We start from the raw sequence: 13,497 nt of genomic DNA, 5'->3' as shown, positions 1-13,497 counted from the left end.
GGCGTGCTATATTGGCAGCATGCCGATCCTGCTCACGTTTCTGGCCGTTGTCGGCCTGCTCGTTCTCATAGTATTTCTGAAGTGGCACCCCTTCGTGGCCCTTGTCCTGGTGGCAGTCGCTGCCGGCCTGGCCCTGGGTATGCCCGCCGAAGCGGCCCTGGCTTCCGTGACCTCGGGGGTAGGCAGTACCCTGGGGGGATTGGCCCTGATCCTGGGGCTCGGTGCGGCCCTGGGCGGCGTTATCGCCGAAACGGGAGCTGCCCAGGTCATTACCGACCGCCTGATCGGCGACAACCGTAGCAGCTCGGTGGTCTGGGGGCTGTGTCTGGTGGGCTTCCTCATCGGCATCCCCCTGTTCTACAGTGTGGCCTTCGTCATGATGGCGCCCATCATCTTCGCCACCGCCCGCAAGACCCACCTGCCCCTGGCCATGGTGGCCGTGGCGGCGGTAGCTTCCCTGTCGGTCACCCACGGATTCCTGCCCCCCCACCCCGCCCCGGTGCTGATCGCGGGCACCTTCGGCGCGGACCTGGGACTCACCCTCCTCTACGGCCTCATCCTGGCCGTCCCTTCGGTGGTCATTGCCGGGCCCCTGTTTGCCCGCACCCTGCGCAACATGCCCCAGACCCAGGGGGCGGCCGACCTCGACACCACCGAACTGCCCGCCCGGTTACCGGGACTGTCCACCAGCCTCTTTTGTGCCCTGTTGCCGGTGCTGCTGCTCGCCATTACGGCCATCGCCAAATCGGCCGATGAAACCCTGGCCGCTTCCCCCTTCTTCCAGATCGTGGGTGACGCCACAGTAGCCCTGCTCATCGGCGTGATCGCCGCCATGCTGTTGCTGGGCCGGCAAACGGGGCAGTCCATTTCGGAACAGATGTCGCGCATCGGCCCCCAGCTGGCCCCGATGGCGGCGGTACTTCTCATCATTGCCGGGGGCGGTGCCTTCAAGCAGGTACTGGTCGACAGCGGTACCAGCGAATACATCGTTGGGGCCCTCTCCAACTTCAATGCCCATCCCCTGCTCATCGCCTGGCTGATCGCCGCGGCCCTCCGCATCACGCTGGGTTCCGCCACTGTAGCGGCCATCACCGCCGCCGGCATCGCCCTGCCCCTGGCCGGTACCGGGACGGTGGCCCCGGAACTTCTGGTGCTGGCTACCGGAGCGGGCAGCCTCACTTGCAGTCACGTCAATGACACTGGCTTCTGGCTGTTCAAGGAGTACTTCGGCCTATCCGTCACCCAGACCCTGAGGAGCTGGACGGTGATGGAAACCATCGTCAGCATTATTGGGCTGGTGGGCTGCTTTGTACTGGATGCGTTTTTGGGGTAGTTAGTTTTTCGGTCGTTGTGTTGTGGAGTTGGTGGGTTGCCGGCGCACTCTCCCTCGCTTTGTTCGGGTAGGGTTCAAGGGAGAGCGCGATGAAAGACGGGAAACCCAAAAACTCACCGACACACCAACTATACTACCGAACCAACCCGCAGATCCCCTTCACTTCCTTTACCGTTTCCTGGGCCCGCTTGCGGATCTCCCAGCTGCTCTGCTTGATCTGGTCCTTTACGGCGCGACGGTCCTGCTTGAGTTCCTTAAGGTTTTCCTGGATGCCCTGGGAGATGGCGACCAGTCCTTCGGCGACGGTCTCCTTGAGGTCGGCGTAGCGCAGGTTTCCGCTTTCGTAGTCCTGCAGCAGGGAAGCGTGGGCTTCGGTTTGTCCGGCGGCTTCCAGCAGGCTGAACAGGTTGGCGACTCCCGGGGACATGGCACCCGCGTCCTCGCCCCCCGTATCGGTAACGGCGGAACGGATCTGCTTGCGGATCCGCGACTCGTCGGCGAAAACGTCAATATGGTGCTTGTCGCCCAGGCTGGCGCTCATCTTGCGGTTGGGGTCGGCGGTCGACATCACCTTGGCAATCTTGGTGAACAGGGCTTCGGGCACGGGGAAGACCTCCTTGCCGGCGAAGTTGTTGAAGCGTTGGGCGATGTCGCGGGTAAGTTCCAGGTGCTGCTCCTGGTCCTTGCCCACCGGTACAAGGTCGGCCTTGTAGACCAGGATATCGGCGGCCTGGAGGACGGGGTAGGTGAAGAGTCCCGCGGAGACGAAGTCCTCATTCTGGGCGCCCTTGTCCTTGAACTGCGTCATGCGCGTGAGCTGTCCGTAGCTGCTGAAGCAGTTCAGGATCCAGTTCAGTTCGGCGTGCTCGGGGATAAGGCTCTGGATAAAGAGGTTTTCCGGCTTGATGCCGCAGGCCAGCAGGTTGAAGCAGATTTCCCAGGTATTTTCGGCCAGCTTGCGCGACTCGAAAGGCATCGACATGGCGTGGTAGTTGGCTACCATATAAACGCAGTCATAGGATTCCTGCAGCCGTTTCCAGTTTTCGATGGCGCCGAAGTAGCGGCCGAAGTGAAGCTTGCCGGTGGGCTGAATGCCGGAGAGGATGGTCTGACGTTGGGACATGGCCGCGAAGGTAATTAGGCCGGACGGATTTCGGGGGCAACAGCCGGGACCACCTCTCCGACATTAAGCGTAGGTTTGTTCATGCTTAAGTCCGTCCTCATCCTGCTCGCCCTCGCCGTGGGCCTCCTGCTGCCGCAGCTGGATGCGTACACCTTTACCCTGCGTCCCTTTCTGATGACGCTGCTGTTTTTCTCCTTTCTCGACGTCCGAATTGACCGCAGCATCTTTTCCCGCCAGCAACTATTTGCCGCCTGTCTTCTGCCAGCCATTGGGCTGGGGTGCTACTACGCCGGCCGCTGGTACGACGAGGATCTCGGCCTCACCCTGCTGTTGATGGGGCTGGCCCCCACCGCGGTTATCACCCCGGTATTGGCCCAGTTGATGCAGCGGCGGGCCGCCTATATGGTCGGGGCCATCATCATCACCCACGCCGCTTTCGCCCTGATCATGCCGGTGCTGCTGCCCCAGCTGCTCGGGGTAGATCTTTCCCTGGAGTCCCTGGGCTTGCTGGTATACACCATCGGGAGTACGGTAGCGGGACCGCTGATCCTGGGACAATTGGCGCGACGCTACGGGGGGGGATTGGCGCAGGGGCTGCGCCGGATCGGTCCCTATGCTTTCGTGCTGTTTCTAAGCAATATTGCCGTGGCCTCCGGCAGCCTTTCCCATTACCTTCGCTACGAGAGCCATACGCCGGTCGCCTTCATGCTGGTTGCCGCCGGAGGGATCGGCCTGCTGCTGCTCACCAACTTCGTGCTGGGCAGCCGGCTGGCACCCGAGAACCACCGCGTGGAAGGGAGCCTGGCACTGGGGCGCAAGAATACCATGTTGTCGATCTGGATTGCCCTGGAATACATCAATCCCCTGACCGTCCTGGGCCCAATGCTCTATATCCTGTTCCAGAATGTCTTCGTGGCCGGACAGATCGTGTACGTGGATCGCAAGGATCGGCGGGCGTAAGGGAATGATAAGTTGGTGAAGGGCTACAAGGGGGGGGGCGGTTGGCACCCGCGCTCAGGCGCGTTCCAGGGCCTGAATACTTTCTTCGTAGCTCTTGAGGGTTCTGGCCTGAATCTCGGCGGTAGCGTTGAGCACTTTGAGCTCTTCGTTCAATTTTTGCTCCCGCTGGGGGTCCTCTTTAAAGTATCGGCGCTTGCGGTTGATGTCCAGAAGTTGTTGAATGGTTTGACTGAGAGCGATCTTGGTTTTCAGATACTTATACTTCAGATTTCTTCTGGTGCTCATTTAGTGTCCGTTTTTAGTGCCAATTGCCAAATATCCGACGTGGAAAATAGGATAAAATTGCGCGTTAAGCAAATTTAAAATCCCCTTTTCCATGGCTGGGTTTTATGATCAACAGAACTCCCCAGAGGGTCACTTGGTTGTCCCGACAAAGTTTTAAAATCACAATTTCGCCCTACCCCACGTCCCCTCGAAAGGGGCTCCGGGGCTGCCAGTCCCTGGGCTCGTAGACGGCGGGCACGAAGCGGGGCACCAGGCGGTTCAGGGCGGCGGGCCGCAACCGCAGGTAAGTGTCGCTCCGGCGGGGGACGGCCCCGAGGGAACTCTTGATCTCCAGCGCCGTGCGGCCGAAGTCCAGCACGCTGAAGGGGCCCGTCAGGGCATCCGAAAGCAGGTCGAAGAGCATATTGTGGTAGAGGTGGTGGCTGTGCTTGTAGTCCTCCTCCAAACCGAGGAAGTGGGCCTGGTAGCGCCCGCCATTAGGGAGGGCAGTAGTAAAGCCCACCAGCCGGCCAGCGTCGCAGAAGTAGCCGTGTACAACGCCGGTTTCCCCCAGCCAACGGAAGTAGTCGTGCTTCAGGGCAACGACGTTGAAGTCCGCGCCCCGGGTGGTTTCCCGGTAAAGTTCGTGGAGGCGGTCGGCGTAGCGGTTGATCTCGTGCGGGGACAGCTGATGGCGGTTCAGCCCCTCCAGTTTTCCGCGGGCGCGGCGGTAGCGGACGCGGTACTTGCTGGTCAGCTGATGGAGGTAGTCGTCAAGATCGGCAAAGGGCTCCAGGTCGAGCTCCATGACCGGATCGGCGGGCAGGTGGTAGAATCCCGCGGCAGCCAGTCCCCGCTCCACCGACGGATCGGGGGGGAACAGGTCCTTGAGCAGCACCGCCCGGTAATCGGCAGCCAGCATATCGGCGACCGCCAGAACGAGGCCCACGCGGTCAGCGACGGGCAATGACTGCGGCGCGGCCAGACCACAATTGCCCGAAGCCAGCAGCTGTCCGAGACTGAGCACCTCCGCTGAGCAGGTGGCCAGCAGCCGCCGCCGCAGGTTCCAGCGGGACACCACCGATCCCGCGGCGTCGGCCACGTTATCCCGCAGCTGAAAGCGAAACACCTGCACCGTAAGCAACAGGACCCGCCCGCTGTTTCGGTCGCGCAGTTCCAGTCCCCCGGTGGTCATCCCCTGGGGGTGGGCACTGAGAAAGGATAACGTTGTAGGCTCCATCCAGAAATCAGGGTCGGCCATCTCCCCTGCCGGCCAGCCGGTAAAGTCCGCAGGCCGGGTAAAGCGCTTCACCTCCCACCCCGGAAATCCCGGCACTTCCACCCCGGAGCGGCCGCTTTCCGTAGCGGTACAAAGTGCGGGCAGAAAGGCGGTAGGCATGGGGAAGCGGAGGTCGATTGCTCCTACTAACAGTTCAAACCCGGAATGGATTGCCGATAAAAGGCCGGGGCCGCCTATCTTTCGCCCTACTCACCGTTTAGCTACATGATTCAGAGAATACTCGTACCCGTTGATTTAAGCGACAGCTCGTCCACCGCCCTGGAGTACGCAGAACAGCTGGCCGCCGCCACCGGGGTGCGGGAGGTCAGGGTGATCCACGTCTTTACGCCCCAGACCGTAGCCAGCGAGCCGGTGGTTTCCCTGCCGATGGGCGACGTCATGGGGGCCCGGGAGGAGGCCTTCAACCAGTTCCTGGCCACCTACCCTACCCCCGCGGGCATCCGGCGCAGCAGTGAACTGCTCCTGGGCTTCCCCGGCGACAAGATTGTCCAGGAAAGCAAATCGTACGACCTGGTCGTACTCGGCGCCTCCGGGGAAAGCGACGTCCTGGAGGAAGTATTCGGCAGTATCGCCACTGAAGTAGCCCAGCACGCCCACTGCCCGGTATTGCTCGTGCCGCGGGAGGCCACCTTCTCCGCCTACCGCCATATCCTCTACGCCAGCAACAGCCTGAGCCTGAGTCGCCGCGCCGTCCTGAAGCTCATGGACTTCAACGACCTCTTCCGCGCCCGCATCCACTTCGTCCACGTGAACGACGACGACAGCGAACACCGCCGGGAACGCGAAAAGCTGTTCGCCCCCCTGTTCAACAACCCCGATCCCGAATTCGCCTTCGAAATCGTGGAGGTCACCGCCGAGAGCGTACAGAAAGGACTGGTCGACTACCTGAAATCAAACCCCATCAAACTGGCTGTGATGGTCACCCAACACCGTGGTTTCTGGCAAAAGCTCTTTCACACCAGCGCCACCAAACAGATGGTCCTGCACCCGGAAGTGCCTTTGCTGGTTTTTCACGTCTCTTAGTAGGGGTTTAGTCTTTTAGTTCTTTAGGCTTTTAGGGCTTTAGTCTTTTAGTCCTTTAGGCTTTTAGTTCTTTAGGCTGTTAGGTGGACAGTACGCTACTGCGATTCTAAAAGCCTAAAGAACTACCACACCTAAAGTACTACCGCACTACCTCAGCTTCCTCATCCCGTTCCACCCGCAGGTTGTCGATGATGAAGTTCTGGCGTGATGGCGTGTTCTTGCCCATGTAGTAGCTCAGCAGGTCGTCGATATTGGTGTTGTCGGCCATGACGACGGGCTCGAGGCGGATGCCTTCCCCGATGAAATCCTTGAATTCGTTCGGCGAGATTTCTCCCAGTCCCTTGAATCGCGTGATCTCGGCCTTGCCCCTCAGTTTCTTGATGGCGTCCTGTTTCTCCTCCTCGCTGTAGCAGTAGTAGGTCTTCTGCTTATCGCGCACCCGGAAGAGCGGCGTTTCCAGGATGTAGAGGTGGCCCTTTTCGACCATGTCCGGGAAGAACTGGAGGAAGAAGGTGAGCAGCAGCAGGCGGATGTGCATGCCGTCCACGTCGGCGTCGGTGGCGATCACTACCCGGTTGTAGCGGATCTCATCCACGTCGTCCTCGATGTTCAGGGCGTGCTGGAGGAGGTTGAACTCCTCGTTCTCGTAGACGACCTTCTTCGTCAGTCCGAAGCAGTTCAGGGGTTTACCGCGGAGGGAGAAGACGGCCTGCGTCTGCACGTCCCGGGCCACGGTGATGGATCCGCTGGCCGAGTCTCCCTCGGTGATGAAGATGGTGGTAGCGAGGCGGGTTTCTTCGTCCTTATTCTTGGCGTTGTCGCTGAAGTGGACGCGGCAGTCGCGCAGCTTCTTGTTGTGGAGGTTGGCCTTCTTGGCCCGCTGGTTGGCCAGCTTCTTGATGCCGGCGATCTCCTTGCGCTCCCGCTCCGATTGCTTGATGCGCTTCTCGAGCGCCTGGGCGATGGTGGGGTTCTTGTGGAGGAAGTTGTCCAGCTTCTCCATCAGGAAGTTCTTCAGGAAGGTCTGGACGGTCGGCCCTTTGGGGCCCATGTCGGTGCTGCCGAGCTTGGTTTTGGTCTGGGACTCAAAGACGGGTTCCTCTACCTTGATGGCGATGGCGGCGATCACGCTGGCCAGGATGTCCTTGCGGTCGTAGGTCTTGTTGTAGTGCTTCTGCAGGGTCTCCACCAGGGCCTGGCGGAAGGCAATCAGGTGGGTTCCGCCCTGGGTGGTATGCTGGCCGTTGACGAAGCTGAAGTAGTTCTCTCCGTAGGCATTGCCGTGGGTGAGGGCCACCTCGATGTCGTGGTCCTTGAGGTGGATGATGTCGTAGCGCAGCTGCTCCACGTTGGTCTTGCGCTCGAGCAGGTCGCGCAGGCCATTGCGGGAGACCAGGGTCTTGCCGTTGAAGTTGATCTTCAGTCCGGCGTTCAGGTAGGCGTAGTTCCACAGCTGGTTCTCGACGAAATCGTTGCGGAAGCGGTACTTCTTGAAAATCGAGCTGTCGGGGACGAAACTCACGAAGGTACCATTCTCTTCCTTGGTGGCCACGGGCTTGTGCTCCTTGACCAGTTCGCCGCGGGAGAAGTCGGCCTGCTTGAGCTTGCCATCGCGGACGGCGTAGACCCGGAAGTCGTCCGACAGGGCGTTCGTGGCCTTCAGACCGACGCCATTGAGGCCCACCGCTTTCTTGAAGGCCTTGCTGTCGTACTTGCCGCCGGTGTTGATCTTGGAAACCACGTCGACCACCTTGCCCAGGGGGATGCCCCGGCCATAGTCGCGGATGCTCACGGTCCCGTCCTCGATGGTCACATCGATCTGCCGGCCGTGGCCCATCACGTATTCGTCGATGGAGTTGTCGATGACCTCTTTGAGCAGGATATAGATGCCGTCGTCGGGGCTGGCACCATCGCCCAGCTTGCCGATGTACATACCGGGCCGCATGCGGATGTGCTCCTTCCAGTCGAGTGAGCGAATGTTGTCCTCCGTATAGGTCGTTTCTGCCATGTTATCCTGCTGTTCTTAGCGCGCAAACATACGAAATCTCCGGAACTTTATCAAACAATTTGTTTGCCACAATTCGTGGCGGCTTGCCTCGTTCATGGCACCCGCTGTCCGAGCCCCCGCCCCCGCTTCCCACCGTCCGTAACAAACATCTCACGCCCCGGCCGGCTTCTACCGGAGATGCTCATCCAACTAATGCCCCGGTAACCGATTATGCCCCAAAACCTGCCCCACTTTCGCTGGTGGTACCTCCTGCTTCTGCTGCCCGTATTTCTTTACCTAGGCGCCCGCTGGTACGTGGGTCACCGTATTGAACAGGCCATTTCCCAGGCCAATTCGGAGGGCAACACCCTAGCCGTGGGTGATTATGAATACGGGCTGTTCCCCCTCCACCTCCAGGCAAGTGGCGTAACCTTCCATCAGCAACGGGAAACATTCCGCGCCACCGGCAGCCTGAGCGAGCTTTACCTGGGGGGAGTCCGCCTTTTCAGCCTGTTCGGATCCGACCCCATCGAAGTAGAACGTATCCATGTGCGGGGCCTGGATGGTGCATTTCACCGGACGGATGCGGGCGGGGCGGCGGACAGCTCATCCTTCGCCCTGGAAGTATCGGAGGTTGAGCTGGACAGCATCTTTCTTACCCTTGCGGACGAAACCTCCGGCCGGCGGGCAGTGCTGAGCGACCTTACACTTTCGCTACAGGCCTTTCAACTGCCTTTCCAGCCCACCGAACTGCGGGCCCTGCAGCTTGCGGCCGATTCTGTGGCCTACCACGACGATTCCACGGATACCCACCTGGTGGCCGGGGGCATTGGGTACGGGTCCAGCAGAGAGTCCGTGCGGGTGGCCCAACTGGATTTCCGACGGGGCGACAGCACTAAAGTAAGAGCCGATGACCTCGTCTTCAGCGGCATAAATTCCGAGGACATCGACGGTGTCTTTACCGTGGATACCCTTTCCGTGGCCCGTCTGGGCGGCGTAGCGCGGGTGCCGGGGAACTCAGGACAGCAGAGCCAAGCTTCCGGCGGTGGGCCAGCCCTGCGTATTGCCAGGCTGCTGCTTCCCCGGGTCGACCTGGCGGTAGGCGGGCGGTTTGGCTCCCTGTCCTACGCCGGAGCCCTCACCGCGGACGCCCTCTCGTACCGCGACAGCTTCACCGTCCAACGGGTGGGCCTCGAAGGCGATTCCCTCCACTACGCCAATGGCCAAGGCACAACCGTTCACCTCAGCAAACTGCAACTGGCGCAGCAAGAACTGACGATCCCGCTGAACGCCGACCGGCTGGGGATTACGGAGCTGTCCATGGAGGCATTCTCCCTGCAAACCGCTGGGCAAACCGTAACGGGAAAGCGGTTGGCGTACGGGAGCTCTTCCGCGGAATTGAACGCGGCCGACCTGAAATTCCGCAGCAACCGGATCAGCGGGACGACCGACGAACTGCTGGTCACGGGTATCGACCGTAGGGAACTGCTCCAGGGCGGCACCTCAACCCTTGAACGCGCGCTGATCCACGGTGCCTGGGTGTCGATTGGCACCGCCGACGGGGGCCGCTATGTGGTTGCCGCCCCGGAGGTGACGGTCGACGATATCAAGGTAGGCGACCAGTTTGTCCTCCAGCGGGTACAGGTAGCCAACGCCCAGGTGGAGCGCTACGCTTCTAATGGTCACCGCAACATGATTGGCCGGGGGATATACGTGGACCAACGCGACATTACGGCACCCATCAGGCCATCCCGGTTCGGGGGCAGCAAGGTGCGGATGGCCGAACTGCGCATCATCAGCGAGGAGCTACCCCTGGACTATGTGTTCGTCAAAATGGCCTACGACAGTCGGGCGGGCACCCTTACCCTGGACAGCATGCAGCGGCACAACCGGATCGCCTCGCCGGAGATGTTCCGCCGGGAAATATCCAAATCGTGGCTGGAATTCGGCTTCGACGGTTTGCGGCTGAGTGGCATCCGCCACGATGCCCTGGTGAGCGGAGAGATGATTTACGTCGATTCCCTCTACGCCAAGGACTTCCGCTTGCGGGTGGTGGAGGACCTGTCGCTCGACCTGCCCGGCAACAATGATCGCCCCATGCCCATTGAAGCCCTTCGCCGGATCGGTCCGCGGATCGTGCTTAATGGCGCCCGCTTCTCTTCCACGGACATCGCCTACGGGATCGTGGACTCCCTGCTGGATCCGAAGACTATTCACTTCAACAACGGGACGGTACTGCTCCACCACCTTGACACCCAGGAAAGTGAGACGGACTCGGTGCGGGTATCCATCGACGCGACCTTTGAGAAATCCACCCCCCTCCACGCTGAATTTCACCTTTCCCGCGATTCCGTGGCCCGCGGCTACGCCGCCCGGGGCGAGCTGGGCCAGTACGACCTCAGCCAGATTAACCCGCTGATGCGGATCGCGGCGGACGCCATTATCGAGCAGGGGATCATCGAAAAGCTCACCTACTACAGTCGGATGGATGGCGATACCATTTCCGGTGACATGACCCTGCTGTACCGCGACCTTAACCTGAAGGTGGTGGGCAGCGGCGCCTGGATCAAGAACCTGCTTTCTGGGGTGGTGGTCAAGAACGACAACAGCCGGGGGGAGGACTTCCGTCCGGGACGGATCTTCCACGTACACACCCGCGACAAGAGCTTCTTCAACTCCTACTGGAAGGGACTCGTGAGTGGCATGAAATCATCGGCCATGTCGGACATTGCCCTGCCTGACGAGCTCGACTAGGCCACTTCGTCGGGATCGGGTACGAGTTCCTTTTTCCGGACCGGTTTCTTGCGGTGGGTGATCTTGCGCGTACTGATGTCGCCGTTCCGGCTCAGCAGAATGGCAATGGGCCGGGTTTCCGGGAACTGGGCGCAGATGATGATGATGGCCACGGTGATCGGTACGCTGAGCAGCATGCCCACGATGCCCCACAGCATGGACCAGAGAATCAGCGTCAGCACGACCACCAGCGGACTGATGTTCAGGCTACTGCCCATAAGGCGGGGCTCGATGATGTTGCCCACCAGGATCTGAATGGCCGTCACTCCGAACACGACAATCAGGAATGGGCTCAGGGTGTCAAACTGCACCAGGGCAAGCAGGGCCGGCAGGGCCGTGGCGGTGATGGACCCGATGGTGGGCACGAAATTGAACAGAAAAATGAGAAAGGCCCAGAACAGTCCGTAGTCGAGTCCGATGACCGTGAAGACCACGAAACTCAGGACGGCGGTGGCAATACTCGTCAGGGTCTTCACGCCCAGGTAAGTGCGCATGGCGGTGTTGATCTCGGCCAGCACGCGGGTAAAGCGGGTGCTGTGGCGCATGTCGAGTCCAAGGGCCCGCAGTTTCTTCGGGAAACTGTTCTGCTCCACCAGAAAAAACAGCACGTACAACAGCACCAGGGCAACGCCCTTGGCCGCGCTGGTGACGCCGGCCAGGACGAGGGCGAAGTTGCCCAGGATCTCTTGTCCGATCTCCAGATCGCTTACCGAGGGCGGGGGTCGGTCGATGCCTACACGTTCGTAGGCGTTGGCGATCTGGGCCTCGATCTTGGGGAGGTAGACCCCGCTTTCAAGGATGAAGCCGTTCACCGTATTGACGATCATGTCGGAAATGGCGTAGAGAGCCAGTCCGATGAACACCAGCGACATACCCAGGGTCACGGCGTTCGGCAGTCGGGTACCGACGAAGGGGAGGTGGCGGAACTGGTTGTTGAGGGCATTCACGAGGTACCACAGCACCAGGGCCACGAAGATGGGTACCAGGTAGCTTTTGCCCACCACGATCAGGGTTAGGACGAGACCAATGCTGAGCAGCCAGGCGGCAACGCGGATTGCGGACATGTGGGTTGGTGGACTTATCTGCTGGGGTAACGACGAAAGTAGGCCGATTGTGTTGTTAAACCGAGGTCGCATTCCCGCAGTTACTCTTCACAGTCGGTGAGATTTCGCTATTTTCGCCGGCCGGCTCATTTAGAGCCATTACCCAAAACCAGAACACATTCATGAGCGGATCCAAAATAACCATCTCCAACGGCAAACTGAACGTCCCCAACGATCCCATCCTTCCCTTCATTGAAGGCGACGGCATCGGCCCCGACATCTGGGCGGCAGCCAGCCGCGTCCTCGAAGCAGCAGTCGAGAAAGCCTACAACGGCGAACGCAGCATCACCTGGAAAGAAGTACTGGCCGGCCAGAAGGCCATGGACCAGACCGGTGAGTGGCTGCCCCAGGCCACCCTCGACGCCATCGAGGAGTACCTCGTGTCCATCAAGGGCCCCCTCACCACCCCCGTGGGTGGCGGTATCCGCTCGCTGAACGTAGCCCTGCGCCAGAAGCTTGACCTCTACGCCTGTGTACGCCCCGTGCAGTACTTCACCGGCGTCCCCAGCCCGGTCAAGAATCCCCAAGACGTCGACATGATCATCTTCCGGGAGAATACCGAAGACATCTACGCCGGCATCGAATTCGCCGAAGGCACCGAGGAGAACAAGAAGTTCCTCACCTGGCTCAAGGAAACCTACCCCGACCGCTACGCCAAGGTGCGCTTCCCCGACACGGCCGGCATCGGCATCAAGCCCGTCAGCCAGGAAGGCACCCGCCGCCTCGTCAAGGCCGCCATCCAGTACGCAATCGACAACGGCAAGGACAGCGTGACCCTGGTCCACAAGGGCAACATCATGAAGTACACCGAGGGCAGCTTCCGCGACTGGGGCTACGAGACCGCGGCCAAGGACTTCGGCGCCAAGCCCCTCGACGGCGGCCCCTGGCACGTACTCACCACCGATGACGGCAAGGAGATCATCATCAAGGACGTGATCGCCGACGCCATGCTGCAGCAGATCATCCTGCGCCCCAAGGAGTACAGCGTGATCGCCACCCTGAACCTGAACGGCGACTACATCTCCGACGCCCTGGCCGCCCAGGTAGGTGGTATCGGCATCGCCCCCGGCGCCAACATCAACTACACCACCGGTATCTCCATCTTCGAAGCCACCCACGGCACGGCGCCCAAGTACGCCGGCCAGGATAAGGTGAACCCCAGCTCGGTCATCCTCTCCGGAGAAATGATGTTCCGCTACATGGGCTGGTCGGAAGCCGCTGACCTCATCATCAAGGGAATCGAAGGTGCCATCTCCAAGAAGCGGGTAACCTACGACTTCGAACGGCAGATGGACGGCGCTACCCTGCTGAAGTGCAGCGAGTTCGGTGACGAGATCATCGCCAATATGTAAGATGTGAATCTGAGCTGATTTTTAGATTCATTGGGGTCATCGTCTTTGGGCGGTGGCCCTTTTTTTTCTGGTTACTGGTTGCTGGTTAAGGGCCCGGTGGACGGTATATCCTACTGGCTTGTAGGGAGTTCGATGGTTATTGGGTTGCTGGTTGCTGGTTGGGGGGCCCGGTGTACGGCTGGTCCTTCTTGCTTTTAGGGGGGGCGGTGGTTATTGGGTTGCTGGTTGCTGGTTGGGGGACCGGTGGACGGTAATTCCT

General features: G+C 60.5%; 10 protein-coding genes. 5 read left to right on the top strand and 5 right to left on the bottom strand.

Translation table 11 applies throughout. From position 1 onward, the window contains the following. Positions 1-19: 19 nt before the first annotated feature. Complete coding sequence (locus CGL56_RS14285) at positions 20-1,333, top strand: gluconate:H+ symporter (protein WP_099107256.1); 1,314 nt, start codon at positions 20-22, stop codon at positions 1,331-1,333. A gap of 133 nt (positions 1,334-1,466) precedes the next feature. Here the strand turns inward: CGL56_RS14285 and trpS are convergent, their stop codons facing one another. Continuing rightward, on the bottom strand, positions 1,467-2,456 hold the full coding sequence (gene trpS / locus CGL56_RS14280) for a tryptophan--tRNA ligase (RefSeq protein WP_099107255.1): 990 nt from the start codon (positions 2,454-2,456) through the stop codon (positions 1,467-1,469). Positions 2,457-2,537: 81 nt separating this feature from the next. Here trpS and CGL56_RS14275 point away from each other — a divergent pair, with 81 nt between their 5' ends. Next, positions 2,538-3,416, top strand: a complete 879-nt coding sequence (locus tag CGL56_RS14275) for a hypothetical protein (protein ID WP_099107254.1) — start codon at positions 2,538-2,540, stop codon at positions 3,414-3,416. Positions 3,417-3,470: 54 nt separating this feature from the next. Here CGL56_RS14275 and CGL56_RS14270 read toward each other — a convergent pair whose 3' ends face one another. Both CGL56_RS14270 and CGL56_RS14265 read right to left on the bottom strand, forming a co-directional pair. Further along, positions 3,471-3,701 (bottom strand): hypothetical protein, encoded by a 231-nt coding sequence (locus tag CGL56_RS14270; protein ID WP_099107253.1) that lies wholly within the window; start codon positions 3,699-3,701, stop codon positions 3,471-3,473. Positions 3,702-3,873: 172 nt separating this feature from the next. Continuing rightward, positions 3,874-5,079: a GNAT family N-acetyltransferase gene (locus CGL56_RS14265; protein ID WP_099107252.1), complete on the bottom strand. Its 1,206-nt coding sequence runs from the start codon at positions 5,077-5,079 to the stop codon at positions 3,874-3,876. A 105-nt stretch (positions 5,080-5,184) separates the two neighbouring features. Between CGL56_RS14265 and CGL56_RS14260 the strand changes: the two genes are divergently transcribed. After that, a complete protein-coding gene (locus CGL56_RS14260) occupies positions 5,185-6,003 on the top strand; it encodes a universal stress protein (RefSeq protein WP_099107251.1) in 819 nt (272 codons plus the stop codon). 139 nt (positions 6,004-6,142) lie between these two features. Here CGL56_RS14260 and CGL56_RS14255 read toward each other — a convergent pair whose 3' ends face one another. Beyond that, positions 6,143-8,011, bottom strand: a complete 1,869-nt coding sequence (locus tag CGL56_RS14255; RefSeq protein WP_099107250.1) for a DNA topoisomerase IV subunit B — start codon at positions 8,009-8,011, stop codon at positions 6,143-6,145. A 210-nt stretch (positions 8,012-8,221) separates the two neighbouring features. Between CGL56_RS14255 and CGL56_RS14250 the strand changes: the two genes are divergently transcribed. After that, positions 8,222-10,744, top strand: coding sequence for an AsmA family protein (locus CGL56_RS14250; RefSeq protein WP_099107249.1), 2,523 nt, complete (start codon positions 8,222-8,224; stop codon positions 10,742-10,744). Here CGL56_RS14250 and CGL56_RS14245 read toward each other — a convergent pair. Beyond that, entirely contained in the window at positions 10,741-11,847 is a 1,107-nt protein-coding gene (locus CGL56_RS14245; protein WP_167641703.1) for an AI-2E family transporter, read from the bottom strand. The two genes, CGL56_RS14250 and CGL56_RS14245, sit on opposite strands and share 4 nt — an antisense overlap. A 161-nt stretch (positions 11,848-12,008) precedes the next feature. On the opposite strand from CGL56_RS14245, the gene icd reads away from it, so the two are divergent. After that, positions 12,009-13,238, top strand: a complete 1,230-nt coding sequence (gene icd / locus CGL56_RS14240) for an NADP-dependent isocitrate dehydrogenase (protein ID WP_099107247.1) — start codon at positions 12,009-12,011, stop codon at positions 13,236-13,238. Positions 13,239-13,497 lie beyond the last annotated feature (259 nt).

Origin of the sequence: Neolewinella marina (assembly GCF_002631205.1) — a bacterium.
GTDB classification, from domain to species: domain Bacteria; phylum Bacteroidota; class Bacteroidia; order Chitinophagales; family Saprospiraceae; genus Neolewinella; species Neolewinella marina.
This window is presented reverse-complemented; position numbering and strand designations above follow the sequence as displayed.